This is a genomic window from Massilia eurypsychrophila, assembly GCF_002760655.1.
Taxonomy (GTDB): Bacteria; Pseudomonadota; Gammaproteobacteria; order Burkholderiales; family Burkholderiaceae_D; genus JAFCUW01.
Window position 1 is genome coordinate 1 of record NZ_PDOC01000019.1, and the last position, 14,014, is coordinate 14,014.

At 65.9% G+C, this 14,014-nt stretch carries 11 protein-coding genes; 5 read left to right on the forward strand and 6 right to left on the reverse strand.

Features of this window, described 5'->3' with window-relative positions:
- Positions 1-262 precede the first annotated feature (262 nt).
- Positions 263-532: a hypothetical protein gene (locus CR105_RS28715; protein ID WP_099792152.1), complete on the reverse strand. Its 270-nt coding sequence runs from the start codon at positions 530-532 to the stop codon at positions 263-265.
- Between the two features lie 125 nt (positions 533-657).
- Between CR105_RS28715 and sodC the strand changes: the two genes are divergently transcribed.
- Positions 658-1,182, forward strand: a complete 525-nt coding sequence (sodC, locus tag CR105_RS21800; RefSeq protein ID WP_099792154.1) for a superoxide dismutase family protein — start codon at positions 658-660, stop codon at positions 1,180-1,182.
- Positions 1,183-1,247: 65 nt separating this feature from the next.
- Here sodC and CR105_RS28720 read toward each other — a convergent pair whose 3' ends face one another.
- From CR105_RS28720 to CR105_RS21820, 4 genes are all read right to left on the reverse strand, one after another.
- Positions 1,248-1,832: a PEP-CTERM sorting domain-containing protein gene (locus tag CR105_RS28720; protein ID WP_218968739.1), complete on the reverse strand. Its 585-nt coding sequence runs from the start codon at positions 1,830-1,832 to the stop codon at positions 1,248-1,250.
- A 243-nt stretch (positions 1,833-2,075) separates the two neighbouring features.
- Positions 2,076-3,713, reverse strand: coding sequence for a M28 family peptidase (locus tag CR105_RS21810; RefSeq protein ID WP_180288265.1), 1,638 nt, complete (start codon positions 3,711-3,713; stop codon positions 2,076-2,078).
- A 74-nt stretch (positions 3,714-3,787) separates the two neighbouring features.
- On the reverse strand, positions 3,788-6,109 hold the full coding sequence (locus CR105_RS21815) for a M28 family peptidase (protein WP_099792158.1): 2,322 nt from the start codon (positions 6,107-6,109) through the stop codon (positions 3,788-3,790).
- Between the two features lie 133 nt (positions 6,110-6,242).
- Positions 6,243-6,914 carry an energy transducer TonB gene (locus CR105_RS21820; RefSeq protein ID WP_131021714.1) on the reverse strand — a complete coding sequence of 224 codons (672 nt, stop codon included), beginning with the start codon at positions 6,912-6,914 and terminating at the stop codon, positions 6,243-6,245.
- 304 nt (positions 6,915-7,218) lie between these two features.
- Here CR105_RS21820 and CR105_RS21825 point away from each other — a divergent pair, with 304 nt between their 5' ends.
- Genes CR105_RS21825 through CR105_RS21840 form a run of 4 tightly spaced genes read left to right on the forward strand, consistent with a single transcriptional unit; the run spans position 7,219 to position 11,965 of the window.
- Positions 7,219-7,869 (forward strand): response regulator transcription factor, encoded by a 651-nt coding sequence (locus CR105_RS21825; RefSeq protein ID WP_229414059.1) that lies wholly within the window; start codon positions 7,219-7,221, stop codon positions 7,867-7,869.
- The gene (locus CR105_RS21830) at positions 7,869-8,759 is read left to right on the forward strand and encodes a type 1 periplasmic-binding domain-containing protein (RefSeq protein ID WP_099792164.1); all 891 of its coding nucleotides are present in this window, start codon (positions 7,869-7,871) and stop codon (positions 8,757-8,759) included. Before CR105_RS21825 ends, CR105_RS21830 begins: the two co-directional genes overlap by 1 nt.
- On the forward strand, positions 8,756-10,252 hold the full coding sequence (locus CR105_RS21835; protein ID WP_099792166.1) for a sensor histidine kinase: 1,497 nt from the start codon (positions 8,756-8,758) through the stop codon (positions 10,250-10,252). The genes CR105_RS21830 and CR105_RS21835 overlap by 4 nt, the downstream gene beginning before the upstream one ends.
- 27 nt (positions 10,253-10,279) lie before the next feature.
- Entirely contained in the window at positions 10,280-11,965 is a 1,686-nt protein-coding gene (locus tag CR105_RS21840) for a M14 family zinc carboxypeptidase (RefSeq protein WP_099792168.1), read from the forward strand.
- A 217-nt stretch (positions 11,966-12,182) separates the two neighbouring features.
- Here the strand turns inward: CR105_RS21840 and CR105_RS21845 are convergent, their stop codons facing one another.
- Positions 12,183-13,997: a DUF885 domain-containing protein gene (locus CR105_RS21845; protein WP_099792170.1), complete on the reverse strand. Its 1,815-nt coding sequence runs from the start codon at positions 13,995-13,997 to the stop codon at positions 12,183-12,185.
- Between the last annotated feature and the right edge of the window lie 17 nt (positions 13,998-14,014).

Here is a 14,014-nt window from a genome sequence, read left to right on the forward strand (position 1 = left end):
ACGGGGCTCGTCAACAGGAGACCAAGGTGAAGCCGATGGTTTCCACGACAGTGAAGAACTCGATCGACCGGGTTGAACACAGATGAACGCAGGCATGGCGCGCCGGGTTCGGTGCCATGACGTCAACCGTTCCAACCGCCCGGTGCGGACCCGCATGCCGGGTGGTGTGGCAGGGGAGCGGCCTTCGGGCCGTCCCCTATGCCGATTTAAACAACTGTAGTGGCGGTGAAAACGCGGCAGCCGGCCAGCGCGCCCTTTATCGTCAGACGGCCGGCGGGCCCTTCAGCGTCAGGCGCGCTTCGAGGCCGCCGCCGTCGCGGTTGTGCAGCGACAAGTCGCCGTCCATCGCCAGCGTCAGCTGCCGTGCGATCGCCAGCCCGAGCCGTCCGAGGGCGAGGAGGTCATCACGTATCGCAGCGGGTCGACGGTGCTGAATGTCTACCGCTGGGATTTTACGGGGGGTGTGTTCCTGTGGCCGCTCGCCAGAATGGGATCCCCGCGTTCGCGAGGATGACGTGCGGGAAGTGGTCATTTTGCGGTTTCTGTTCACGCCCGCCGCGCGGTCAACCTATCGGCAGTACGTATTGACAGCGTAGCAAGCGCTCCGCAAACTGACATCGCGGTACGATTTGGGTACACAATTTTGAGAGGACGACCATGAAACTACCTGTGTGTGCAGTCGCGCTGGCGCTGGCCTGCGCGGTCGGATCGGCGGCGGCAGCCGAGATTCGCGTTCCGATGAAACTCCTGACCGACGCCGGCGAGGGCGCCGCCGCCGGCACCGTCACGATCAGCGAAAGCCGCTACGGCCTGGTGTTCACGCCATCGCTCACCGGCTTGCCGGCAGGCCTGCATGGTTTCCACGTGCACGAAAACGGCAGTTGCGCGGCCGGCGCCAAGGAGGGCAAGCCGGTCGCCGGCCTTGCCGCAGGCGGCCACTACGATCCCGCAGGCAGCAAAAAGCATGGCTTGCCGTGGGGCGACGGCCATCTCGGCGACTTGCCGGCACTGGCAGTCGACGCATCCGGCAACGCCAGCAACCCGGTGCTCGCGCCGCGCCTGAAACTGGCCGACCTCAAGGGCCGCTCCTTGATGGTCCATGTGGGCGGCGACAACCACGCCGACCATCCGGCCGCGCTTGGCGGAGGCGGTGCGCGCCTGGTCTGCGGTCCGATCTCTTGAATTGAAAACGGCACCGGGTAAAATCCCCGGTGCCGTCTGGTTTTCAATCGTTCAGCTGGCGGCGCTTATTCTGCGCGCTGCGATTTCGCTTTCCTGCGCAGCCCGAATCCGAGGCCGGCCAGCCCGATCGCCAGCAATGCCAATGAGCCTGGTTCCGGTACCTGCGTTGCGCCGTCGTCGGCGAAAGTGCGGAATACCAGATCGAAACCGGCGTACGCTGTCGTCGAACCGATGTAGACGGCGTTACCGTCGGCGTATTGATTCCGGCTATAGGATGCGACGATGGCATTGGTCGATTGCATGATCAGGAAATATTGGGTGCCACTCGTGAGCGCCACCGGATTCCAGAATACGTCGATCCATCCCGAGTTCTGCGTGACTCCGGACACCGTGCCAGAGGCGAGCAGGCCAGATGGGGTCGTACCATAGCTGCTATAAACCGATATTGTCACTGTGCCGGCGGAGCCGTCGCCATAGCCTGGATCAACATAGAAACTGCCGCCGCTGATATTTGAGGCGTCCTGTCGAAACGATTGACCGCAACTGAAGCTATCGTTGGTAAAGCAAAACCCGGCAGCGCGGGGCTCATTGCTCTGGTCGACGACGGGCGCCGCCGACACTGGCGCGTGAAGGGCTACTGCGGTGAGCAACGATACCGACAGTTCAGAAATGATTTCATTAGTTTTCCCCAGGATAGTTATTATTAGCTACTCCTGTCACATGAGCACATTCCGTGCCTACCGGAAATTATCGTTTCGAATCAATGTGTTAAGGCTTCACGGAAACAAAAGTTTCCAGGATGTGTAAGTAATTCCGACGTGGAAATAATGAGGGCATGCGGGAAACTGAGCGTGGCGCCGCGCTGTCTGGCGGCGCCACGGGTATTGCTGGTATTACTGCGCGCCGGCGCGGATCTTGCCGAAGGCGTCGCCCGCCTTCCAGGCCGGCATCTTCGCCGCGTTGGCGATCGCGCGGCCAAGGTTCAGCGTGAACTGCGCCTGCTGTACCATGCCCGACAGGTCCCAGCTGGCGTCGTATTCATCCGACACCTGGTGATAGCGCTGGCCGTAGGCCTTCGCTTTGACCTTGCCCGCTTCGGCGTCCTTGGTGTACTCGCTGCCGCCGCCGACCGAGAACGCCGGGATGCCCGATTTGGCGAAGCTGAAATGGTCGCTGCGGAAGTAGCCGCCGGCCAGGTCCGGTGTCGCCGGCGCCACCTTCATGCCCATCGACTTGGCCACCGCTTCGGCCATCGCACCGAGTTCGGTGCGCTCGCTGCCCTTGGTGCCGATGTCGTTGGTGGCGCCGACGAAGTTCAGGCTGTCGAGGTTCAGGTTGGCCGCGGTCTTCGCTGCCGGCCACAAGGGACTGGCGGCGTATGCGGCGCTGCCGAGCAGGCCCTGTTCTTCCGCCGCCACCCACAAAAACATCTGGCTGCGCTTGGCCGGCGCCTTGACCGCTTCCTGCGCCATCGCCAAGAGGCCCGCCGACCCGGAGGCGTTGTCGACGGCGCCGTTGTAGATGGTGTCGCCGGTGCTGCCCTGCTTGCCCAGGTGGTCCCAGTGGGCGGTGTAGATGACGACTTCGTCCTTCAGTTTCGGATCGGTGCCCGGCACCAGGCCGGCGACGTTGAACTGGTCGATCATGCGGATCTCGGCGCGCGTTTCGCCCTTGACTTTGGCGCCCAGCGCGACCGGCTTGAAGTCACGGCTTTCGGCCGCCGCGCGCAGCTTGTCGAGGTCCTGGCCGGACGCGGCGAACACGCCGCGCGCGGTAGATTCGGTCATCCAGCCTTCCATGCCGGCGCCGCTCTTGCCGCCGGCGAGCTGGAAGCGCTCGGCCATCCAGCTGTTCTGCACCACGCTCCAGCCGTACGAGGCCGATGCGTCGGTATGGATCAACAGTACGCCGGCGGCACCGCGGCGCGCCGCTTCTTCGAACTTGTAGGTCCAGCGGCCGTAGTAGGTCAGGCCCTTGCCGCCGAAGCGATCCGGCTCGGCGGCCGTCGGCATCGGGTCGTTCACCATCATCACCAGGATCTTGCCCTTGGCGTCGAGGCCCTTGTAGTCGTCCCAGCCTTGCTCCGGCGCGGTGATGCCGTAGCCGACGAACACCAGCTCGGCGTCCATCGCGTGCGCCGCCTGTGCGTCGCCCGGCCCCCACACCCAGTCTTTGCCGAACGCCAGCGACTGCGCCTTGCCGCCCGCTTCCAGCACGACCTTGCTGTCCTGCGGCGCCGACTTGACGCCGGCGATCTTCACGCTCTGGCGGAAGCTGGCGCCATTGGCCGGCTTCAGGCCGGCGGTCATCGCCGCCGCTTCCAGATAGGCGACTGTCAGGTCGCCGCCGCGCTGGCCCGTGCCGCGCCCTTCGAGCATGTCGGAAGACAGGAACGACAGGTGGGCGCGCAGCGGCGCTTCGCGGACGGTCGGCGTGGCGGCGGCAGCCGCCTTGGCGGCGTGGCTTGGTGCGGCCAGCACCAGGCTGGTGGCCAGTGCGCTTGCAATGGCGGAGGAAAGCTTCATTTGCATGGGTTCCGAATTCGATCAGGTTGAAGTGGGAAGTCTGTTCGCCGCCTTGTAAGCGGCGAGACATTGTACCGTCCCTACCTGAACAGCAGCGTATCGGACAGGATCGTCGTTTCGGTCATCGGCGTCGTAGGCGGCAGCATGCCCGCCGGGCGCGCGCCGGCCGCATTCGGCGGCAGGCCGGGGATCCGTTCATGGATGAAGACGCGCGACAGTTCATCCGAGTTCAGGTCGAAGCGAAAGTGCAGCAGCTGGCCGCCCATGCCGTATAGGGAGACGGTCAAGTCGTTGGTTTTCTCCAGCGTCAGCGGCCGGCCGTTGATGCTGGTGCGCAGCGTGCCGGCGCCTTTCAATGTGACGTCGATGCCCGGCACCTCCGACTTGGCTTGCAGCGTGAATTCGACCGTGCGGCCCTTCGGCAGCACCTCGTCCTTGAGCATCCGGATGTCGGGATACGGTAGCGCGTGGTGCGGCGCCCGCGCCAGCCACATTTTCGGGCTGTTGTGGCCGAACGCGTCGACCTGCACCTGGGGCCGGGCGGCGTTCGGAAAGAACTGCTTGGACCACGCGTCGAGCGGCCCGGCCGGCAGCATCCAGTACGACTTCCAGTTGTACGCGTCCTTCAGGTAGGCCATCCGGTTCGGCTGCGGAATCGGCGCCGATCCGTACGGCGCGATGGTCGCCGCGACGGCAATGCACGCCGCGCACGCCGCCAGCAGGCCGCGCACCACGAAGCGCCGCTGCGCCGTCATGAGCAGTGCCGTCAAGCCAAGCAGCAAGGCCAGCGCCGCCATCGGCAGGTTCATGTTGTCGGGCGACGTAACGGTGAATATCTGAGGCACCAGCGGCGCCACCAGCAACAACGCCGGCACCGCGCCGGCCAGCAGGATCAGCGCCCGCTGATAGCCGCGCAGCCGCCTGGCGAACGGCGAATACAGTGCGCCGTATGCCAGCAGCGTGCCGGCCAGCGGCCAGGCCAGCGCGTAGCTCGCGCCAGGTAGCTTCCAGCTTGCCAGCGGCAGCAGGATGGCGACCAGCAGCAGCGGGCCGAGCGCCGCCGCGGCGTGGCCGACCGCGCGCCGCAGGCCACGCTGGAACACGATGAACATGGCGGTGCCGAGCGCCGCGAAGCCGGCCAGGAACCAATGGTCGCCGGCGCCGGCGCCGTGGGTGCGGAAGTCGTGGCCGGCGTGCAGCGACGGGAACGTACTCCAGATCAGGAACACGGCCAGCGCACCGATAACACTGATGAATACGAAGCCGAGCGCGCCGTTGACGATGTCGCCCAGGCCGGTGTCGTTGCGATAGACCGCTATCGAGCAGACGATGATGAACATCAGGCAGGTCAGGCGCGTCAGTATCCACCCAGCTTGCGCCGGGTAGTGGACTACGCCGAAGCCTGGTAGGTTGAAGTACACCGCGGCGCCGGCGATGGCGGCAGCCGGCGGCGCATCGCCGAAGTGGCGCGCCAGTGCGGTCATGGTCTCGCCCATTGCCCGCACGCTGGCCGGGTCAAGCCGGGCAGGCGTGTCGCGCGAGCCGAGCGCATGGCCGTTGCTGCTTTCGAGGTTGGCAAAGTGCAGGCGCGCGCTGCCCAAGGTGTCGAGTGCGCCCATGTCCGGCGTGCCTGGCATGAACTGGTACACCGCCTGCATCAGCGACGAGCCGCGCGGGTTCGGCGCCGCCTTGGCCCAGCCGCCGATGGCGGCGCGGTTGTCGCCGCTCGAGCCGATCAGCACCGGCGCGCCGGCGCTGCCGCGGCCATCGAAGCGGATCACCACGCCGGCGCGCTTGGCCAGCCGATGCTGGCCGGCGAAGGCGCGCGCGCCCAGGCCGCCGACGTTCTCGCCGTCGGCAAACAGCACCAGCAGGTCGTTGGCGCGCGGCGCGCCGGCCTGCAGCACGCGCAGCGTTTCCAGCATCGCCGCCACCGGTGCTGCCGACGCCGCCGCGCCGACGCTGCGCTCGGCCGTGTCGTAGCTGGTGGCGAGCAGCAGCGCGGGCCGGCGCGCATGGTCCGGCGCGGTACCCGGCACCTGCACCACGATGTTGTTGACCACGCCGAGCGCGACGCGCGCGTTGCGGTAGCGGTCGATCCAGGTCTTTTGCGCAGTTGCGGTCTGCACCTGCGGCTCCAGTCCCATCGCCCGCAGCTGCGCGACGATGTACTGGCGCGCTTCGGCATTGGCGGCGCTGGCGATCGGTCGCGGCATCGCGGCCAGGAAGCGCACATCGGCAAGCGCACGCATCGTCGAAAAGCCGGCCGCCGTTGGCGTCGCCGAAGGAGCAGTCAACGCCGCCGGCCGCAGCACGGCCCAGGCAAGGGCAGTGCATGCTAGCAGCGTCGCGGCGATGCCCGCGGTGACCTGTGTGCGCGGCAGGCTCGGAGTAATCAGCATGATGGTGTTTCCCGTCTTTTGTTCTGGTGTCTGGCGGTGATTGGCTGGCAGCGCGGTCGTGGCGACGGCCGGCTTCCTTCAAAAAAACTCCGCCCGGCTGAGCCGGGGCGGGGGAAGGCTCAACACGTAACTGTTAGTCGAGCGTCCAGACATAGGCGATCTGCGCCCAGCCTTGCTCGGCGACGCCGCCATTGGTGGCCGGCTTGAACTTGCAGGTGCTCAGCGCGGCCACGGCGGCCCTGTCCAGCTCAAGCGAGCCGCTCGAACGTTGTATGCGCGAACCGGCCACGCGGCCATCGGTGCCCACCAGCAGGGCCAGCGTCACCGTGCCCGACTCGTTGTTGCGCACCGCCTTCACCGGGTAATCCGGCCTGGCGCAGCCGTTGGCGTCAGCCAGCACCGCCGTGCGCATCGTTGTGCTGCTGGTCGGATTCGTAGATGACGACGGCATCGTGTCCGCCCGTGGCGGCACCACTTGCGCCGGCGGCGCCACCTCGGCGCTGACGACCGCGGTCACCGTGTCCGGCAGCGGCGCCTGCGTCACCTCGACCTCGGGCGGCGGCGCGATGATCGGCGGCGGCGCCACATAGGGCATCGGCAGCGGCGGCGGCGCCTGCGTCGGTGGTGGCACGGGCAGCTCCGGGGTGAACAGCAGCACCACGTCCGCCGGCAGCGTCGGCATCGAAATCGTCCGCGAGTTCATGCTTTGAATGAGCAGCATCCCGAGGACCACGTGGATTACCGCGACCACCGCGATCTTGCTTGCCTTGCTGCTGTGACCGTTGTTCATGTACGAAAAATGCATGGCGATCTCCTTGTTGTAGTAGCTGGAAGAAATCAACGTTGCAAGCGGAAAGAGCGTTCAGAATCTAAGCTATGGAACAAATATATGCTATAGCATAGCAATTGAACAGCTATTTCGTAGCACTTCTGACGATTTGTTGAATGCGCGCAAGGCCAAGCCGGTCGGCAGGATCACCCCTCGCGCCCCGCCCCGATGTGTGAAATAATCCCAACATCAGGAACATTTTTCCGTTCGCTGGCATTTTTGGGTGCCAGCTGATGGCAAGTCGATAGAGCGGGCGCCGCAAGCGCCGCAGGGAGAGCAAGTGCAAGCTGAGAACAAACCGGTCCGCGTGATGCTGGCCGACGACCATCCGATCGTCATGACCGGCTTTGCGCTGTCGCTGGAAGGCGTCGGCATGGACGTGGTGGGCCAGGCCCGCACGCCCGATGAAGCGGCCGCCATGTATGCCGACCTTCTGCCCGACGTGCTGGTGCTCGACATCCGCTTCGGCACCGAGCTGACCGGGCTCGATGCGGCGCGCTCGCTGCTGGACGCCTACCCGGCGGCCAACATCGTCTTCCTCAGCCAGTTCGACCAGGACAGCCTGATCAAGGAAACCTACCGGCTCGGCGCGCGCGCTTTCGTCACCAAGGATTGCGATCCGGCCGACCTGGCCGCCGCGGTGCGCCAGGCGAACGAGGGCAAGCTGTACTTCCTGCCGCAGATCGCCGAGCGGCTCGCCAACCTGTCGGTGCGCGGCGACGTCTCGCCGCAGTCGCAGCTCGACGTGCGCGGGCTGGAGATATTCAAGCTGATGGCCGAAGGCCTGACCAACGCCGAAATCGCCGAGAAGCTGGAGCTGTCGACCAAGACCATCAGCAATATCAGCCAGTCGATCAAGGAAAAGCTGGGCGTGCACCGCCAGGCCTACATCACCAAGCTGGCCGTCAAGCACGGCCTGATCGAGCCTTAGTGCGAGCCGGCGCGCGGCGGCGGCTGTTGGCGGCGGCGCTGTTCGCGCTGGCCGTGCCGTTCGCCTGCGCCGAGCAGGTGCACGGCTACCGCTTCCATATCGTCACCGGCGACGACAGCGCGCAGACGCGCCGCATTGCCGACGACCTGTACAAGCGCCTGGTGCCGCTGTCGGCGATGTTCCGCACTGAGCTGGCGCAGCGCCGCCGCATGGTCTACATCGCCATCGGCCCGGCCGCGCTGCGCGACGTCGCCGCCCGCAAGGACGACTGCGTCGTCATTTCCGCCTTCACCTCCAGCGCGGTGTGGCGTACGGTGGCCGCCGGCGCCACGCCGGCCCGCGCAGTCGCGATGACGGCGGTGTACGCCGAGCCGGCGCCGGCCAGCCAGCTGCAGCTTGCCGCGCTGCTGTACCGCCGGCCAGTCAGGACCGCCGTCATCCTCGGCGCCGATACCGCGCATCTGAAAAGCGTCCTGCACGGCGCCGCGGCGCTCGAAGAACTGGCGCCGGGCGAGGACATCAACCGCGTCCTCAATCGCATCGCCTCGCACGAGGTGCTGCTGGCGATGCCCGACAGCGGCGTCTACAACGTCGACACGGTGCGCAACATCCTGCTGTCGACCTACCGCCACAAGCAGGGCGTGATCGGCTTTTCGGCCGACATGGTCAAGGCCGGCGCGCTGGCGTCGACCTACTCCGAGATCGAAGACATCAACGCCCAAGTGGCCGAGATGGCGGCCGCCTTTGTCGCCACCGGCGAACTGGCGCCGCCGCAGTTCCCGCGCTATTTTCATACGATCATCAACGAAGGCGTGGCGCGCTCGCTCGACCTCGACGTCGGCAGCGCCGCCCGGACGTTCGCGCGCCGCGCGCCGGCCCGGCCGCGATGAAGCCGCGCTTCTGGCAAAGCTGGAGCATCGGCACCCGCTTGGTCTTCATCACCATGCTGCCGGTGGTGTTCCTGTTTGCGTCGCTGATCGGCTACTCGTGGGTTTCGCACCGCGCCCAGGTCGACGAGGAGCTGGCCGAGCGCGGCCGCATCCTGGCGCGCGCGCTGGCCGAAACGAGCGAGTACAACGTCATCTCCGGCAACCTGTCCGACCTGCGCCTGACCATCAATGGCCTGGTCCAGTCGGACAAGAGCATCTACCGCATCGACGTGGTGGACGCCAACCGCAAACTTGCCATCAGCGTCGCCTCGCAATTTGCCGCTGGCGCCGAGCCGCATTTTTACGAGGCGCCGATCAACAAGCAGGTGATCTGGGTGAACCTGTTCTCCGACAACGGCGCGCCCCACGTATCGGGCCCGAGCGACACCAAGCCGCCGACCCAGCCGGCCGAAGTGGTGGGCTGGGTGCGGGTGACGATGTCGCCGACGAACATGCTGGCCAAGCAGACGCGCCGCTTCCAGATCGAAGTGGCGATGGCGGCGCTGGCGCTGGCTGTCAGCGGCGCGCTGGCGTGGTTCCTCGCGCGCAGCCTGACCTCGCCGCTGCGCGCGTCGATCGGCGCGCTGCGCAAGATCCGCGGCGGCGACTACCGCTCCGACCTGCCGGTGACGACCGGCGGCGAGATCGGCGAGCTGCAGGAATCGATCGCCGAAATGTCGGTAGCGCTCGACCAGTCCAAGCAGCACCTGGAAAACAAGGTCGACGAGCGCACCCGCGACCTGGTCGCATCGCGCAACGAGGCGCTCAAGGCCGACGCCGACAAGCGCAAGCTGATCCAAAAAGTGAACTCCATCGTCGAGGACGAGCGGAAAAGCATCGCCATCGAAATCCACGACGAGCTCAATGCCTCGCTGATCGCCGCGCGGCTCGAATCGCAAAGCATCCTGCGCCTGGCCGGCCAGGCCGGGGAGGGCGCTGCCATCGAGCAGATCAAGCAGAAGTCGCAGGCGATCACCCAGCTGACGCTCGACCTGTATGCCAGCGGACGGCGGCTGGTGCGGCGCCTGCGTCCCGAGGTGCTCGACATGCTCGGCCTGCACGGCGCCGTCGAGGAAATGATGCGCCACTATGGCAGCGATTCCGGCTACCGTTTCTACTTCCATTCCGAGGGCGATTTTTCGCACCTCGAAAACGAGCTGGCCATATCCACCTACCGGATCATCCAGGAAGCGCTGTCCAACGTGATCAAGCACGCCACCGCCACCCATGTGCAGGTGTCCTTGACGCTGTCGGAGCCGGACGCGGTGCTGCATATTGAAGTGGCCGACAATGGCGCCGGCTTCGACGTCGCCGGTGCGTCCGCCGGCATTGGCATCATCGGCATGCGCGAGCGGGTGTACGCGCTCGGCGGCACCATCGGCTTCGCGTCGGACGCCAACGGCACCGTGGTCGCCATCGCGCTGCCACTTGGCGCGCCAACTGCTGTATCGTAGCGAAATCGCTTTCTACCCATATACGCCATGAACGAACTCCTCACGCCCTACGAACAAGGCAACAAGAACCAGACCACCACGTGGGCCGAATGCGTCGCCTGGTACGAGATGCTGGCGCGGCGTTTTCCGGCGGTGCTCAGCTTCGGACAGGTCGGCACGTCCGACGCCGGCGTGCCGATCCACGCCGGCGTGGTCAGTGCCGACGGCGTGTTCGACCGCGCCCGCATCAAGAGCGAAGGGCGGCCCGTCTTCTTCAACAACAACGGCATCCATCCCGGCGAGCCGGAAGGTGTCGACGCCTGCATGGCGATGGTGCGCGACTTCTGCGTCGAGCCGGCGCGCCTGGCCGCGCTGGGCAAGACCGTGTTCCTGTTTGTCCCGCTGTACAACGTCGACGGCAGCCTCAATCGCGCCGACACCTCGCGCGTGAACCAGGACGGCCCCGAGCAGTTCGGCTTTCGCGGCAACAGCCGCCACCTCGACCTGAACCGCGACTTCGTCAAGTGCGACACGCTCACCGCGCGCGTGTTCAACCAGCTGTTCACCGCCTGGGACCCGGACGTGATGGTCGACACCCACACGTCGAACGGCGCCGACTATTCGTACACCATGACGCTGATCCACACCCAGGCCGACAAGCTTGGCGGCGCGCTCGGCGCCTTCCTCACCGACACCATGCTGCCGGCGATGTTTGCCGACATGGCGCGGCGCGGCTGGCCTACCTGCCCATACGTCAATCCCGTCAAGGACAGCCCGGATCACGGCATCGCCGAATTCCTGGAGACACCACGCTTCTCGACCGGTTACGCCGCGCTGCACCACACCATCGGCTTCATGCCCGAGACGCACATGCTCAAGCCGTTCGCCGATCGCTACGACTCGATGCGCGCACTGGTCGAGAGCGCGCTGGCGTTCACGGTTGAACATGCGGCCCGGATCCAGGGCCTGCGTCGCGCCGCGAAGGACGAAGGCAAGACGCGGCCCGAGTGGCCGGTGCACTGGTCGATGGACGAGTCGAAGCCATCGAGCTTCCGCTTCCAGGGTTACGCCGCCAAATATTTGCCAAGCCTGTTGGGCGACTACACGCGCCTGTCGTACGACCGCAGCCAAGCGTGGGAGCGTGACATCGCCTACTTCAACAGCTTCCCCGCCGACGTCACGGTCAAGGCGCCGCGCGCCTACGTGATTCCGCAGGCGTGGCGCGAAGCGATCGAGCGGCTCGAGTGGAACGGCGTGCAGATGACGCGCCTGGCTGCCGACACCGCGATGGATGTCGAGTACTACCAGGTCAAGTCGGTGACGTCGCGCGCGAATGCGTACGAGGGGCACATGTTCCATGATGACGTGGTGCTGGAAAAGCGCAGCGGGCGGGTCAATGTGCGCGCCGGCGATTACGTGGTGGCGCTTGACCAGGACCACGCGCGCTATGCGGTCGAGATGCTCGAGCCGCAGGGGCACGACAGCTTCTTCCGCTGGGGCTTCTTCAACAGCGTGCTGGAAAAGAAGGAAGCGTATTCCGATTACGTGTTCGAAGACCACGCGCTGGAGCTGCTGCGCGACGAGCCAGAACTGAAGGCCAGATTCGAAGCGTGGAAGGGCGCCAATGCGGCGCTGGTGGCGGACCAGGGCGCGGTGCTCGACTTCATCTTCGCCAACTGCAAGCGCTACCGCGAGCCCGAGTGGAGCCGCTACCCCGTCTTCATGCTCGCATAACGCGAACGCAGAATTTCCCGCCAATCTAGAGACCGTCATTTCTGCCACTGGCAGAAATGACTCCCGGCTCTACAGGCCCTTCTTCCCCCTGTAAAATTTATCGACGCGAAACTCAGCAAACCTGCGTCAAATTCTGGTGTCAGGTCTGACATTCGGACATTCGGCGAGCAAATGTCCGAATGTCAGACCTGACACCAGCGTTTTCCGTCCAGCTTGGTTACTTGTTCGCCGCGATCCAGCGATCCACCTTCGCCTCCAGCAGCGACAGCGGCAGCGTGCCGTCCCCCAGCACTACCTGGTGGAACGCCGGCAGACTGAACTTCGGCCCCAGCGCTGAGCTCGCCCGCGCGCGTAGCTGCGCGATTTTCAGCGATCCGATCTTGTACCCCAGCGCCTGTCCCGGCCACACCATGTAGCGCTCCGTCTCGCTCTTGGCCACGTCGGAGTACCCCAGCGTATCCTTCATGTACTGGATGGACTGCTCGCGCGTCCACCCCTTCGCATGCATGCCGGTGTCGACCACCAGCCGCACCGCCCGCAGCATCTCGTCGGACAGGTGGCCGAAATAATCCTCCGGCTTGTCGAACAGCCCCATCTCCTTGCCCAGCGTCTCGGCATACAGCGCCCACCCTTCGGTGAAGGCGTTGTTGCCGCCAAATTTGCGGAAGTTCGGCAGGTTCAGTTCCTGCAGCAGCGCGATGTGGAAGTGGTGCCCCGGCTGCCCTTCGTGCAGGAACAAGGTCACCATGCCGGTGCTGCCGTACTGCTTCGGATCGTTCACCACCGACCAGAACACGCCAGGGCGCGAGCCGTCCGCCGCCGGCGCCGTGTAGTGGTCCGATGCCGTCGCGCGGCTCAGTTCAGGCTCGAGCCGCAGGTCGAGCGGCGCCTTCGGCGTCAGCGTGAACAGCGCCGGCAGCTTGGTGCGCAGCTTCGCATCGAGCTCGCGGTACACATCGATCACCTGCTGCTCGGTGGTGAAGGGGCGGTACTTCTCCTGTGCGGCCACCCAGGTCGGCAAGCCGTTGGCCGGCCCGGTGTAGCCCATCTTAGGCCCGACCACGCCGAACTCGCGCTGGATGCGCGCTACTTCCTGCAGCCCGATCGCGTGGATTTCCTCCGGCGTCATCGTCGTCGTGGTCTGGCTGGCGACGCGCGCCATGTACCACTCCATCCCGCCTGGCAGCGCACTCCAGCCGGTGCTGGTGCGCGCCGCCGGAATGTATTCGTTCTCGAGGAAGGTGGCCAGCCGCGCCAGTGCCGGCGCCAGTTTCTTGTCGATCGTCAGGCGGTACGCCGCGGTGAGCGCTTTCTTGTCGGCCGCCGAAAAGCCGGCCGGCAGATTGGTGATCGGCGTGTAGAAGATGCTCGCTTCCGGCGTCGCGCTGGCCAGCTTCTTGAACTGCGGCAGGGCGGACAGCATCGGCGCCTTCGGCTGCGTGATGCCCTGTTTGACGCCTTCGCGCATGTTGGCGATCGCCTGGTCGATCCACGCCGGCAGCTGGTTCAGCCGGTTCAGGTAAGCCCGGTAACCCTTGACGGTGGTGAGCGACTGCGCCGCCTGCCCGCCGGCGTAGTTCGCCAGGGTCACCGGCATGCTGTCCATCTGGTCGATCGGCAGCAGGTGCTGGGGGAACTTCTCGAGGCTGAGGATCGATCCCAGTTCGTACGCGAGGATGTCGTAATTGACCTGGCCCTTGCCGCTCAGCGCGTCGCGCGAAATGGTGCGCAGCTTGTTCTGGAAGCCGCGATACAGCCCGTACTGGCGGGCGCGCATCGCCGGGCTGATCGACATGCCGATCTGGTCGTCAAAGCGGCCGTCGCCGTTTTCGGTCGCGCCAACCGGCTCGAAGCGGGCCACCGCATCGTAGTACTGGCTGGCCAGCAGGTCGAGCTGCTTGCCCGCCTGGGTTTGGCCAGCCTTTGCGCCGGCGCTATGGGTGGCGGCTGCCTTGGCCGTGGCAGCGCCGGCCGGCGCGCAGGCAATCAGGATCGCGGCGCCGATCGCGCCGAGCGTGAAGATCTGTTTCATGGGTTCCTGCCTTTTTG

Bases quoted from the DNA above. Each gene is read 5' to 3' on its own strand.
- sodC (WP_099792154.1), top strand. From the start codon at position 658: ATGAAACTACCTGTGTGTGCAGTCGCGCTGGCGCTGGCCTGCGCGGTC.
- CR105_RS21840 (WP_099792168.1), top strand. From the start codon at position 10,280: ATGAACGAACTCCTCACGCCCTACGAACAAGGCAACAAGAACCAGACC.
- CR105_RS21835 (WP_099792166.1), top strand. From the start codon at position 8,756: ATGAAGCCGCGCTTCTGGCAAAGCTGGAGCATCGGCACCCGCTTGGTC.
- CR105_RS21815 (WP_099792158.1), bottom strand. From the start codon at position 6,109: ATGCTGATTACTCCGAGCCTGCCGCGCACACAGGTCACCGCGGGCATC.
- CR105_RS28715 (WP_099792152.1), bottom strand. From the start codon at position 532: ATGACCACTTCCCGCACGTCATCCTCGCGAACGCGGGGATCCCATTCT.
- CR105_RS21845 (WP_099792170.1), bottom strand. From the start codon at position 13,997: ATGAAACAGATCTTCACGCTCGGCGCGATCGGCGCCGCGATCCTGATT.
- CR105_RS21810 (WP_180288265.1), bottom strand. From the start codon at position 3,713: ATGCAAATGAAGCTTTCCTCCGCCATTGCAAGCGCACTGGCCACCAGC.
- CR105_RS21820 (WP_131021714.1), bottom strand. From the start codon at position 6,914: ATGCATTTTTCGTACATGAACAACGGTCACAGCAGCAAGGCAAGCAAG.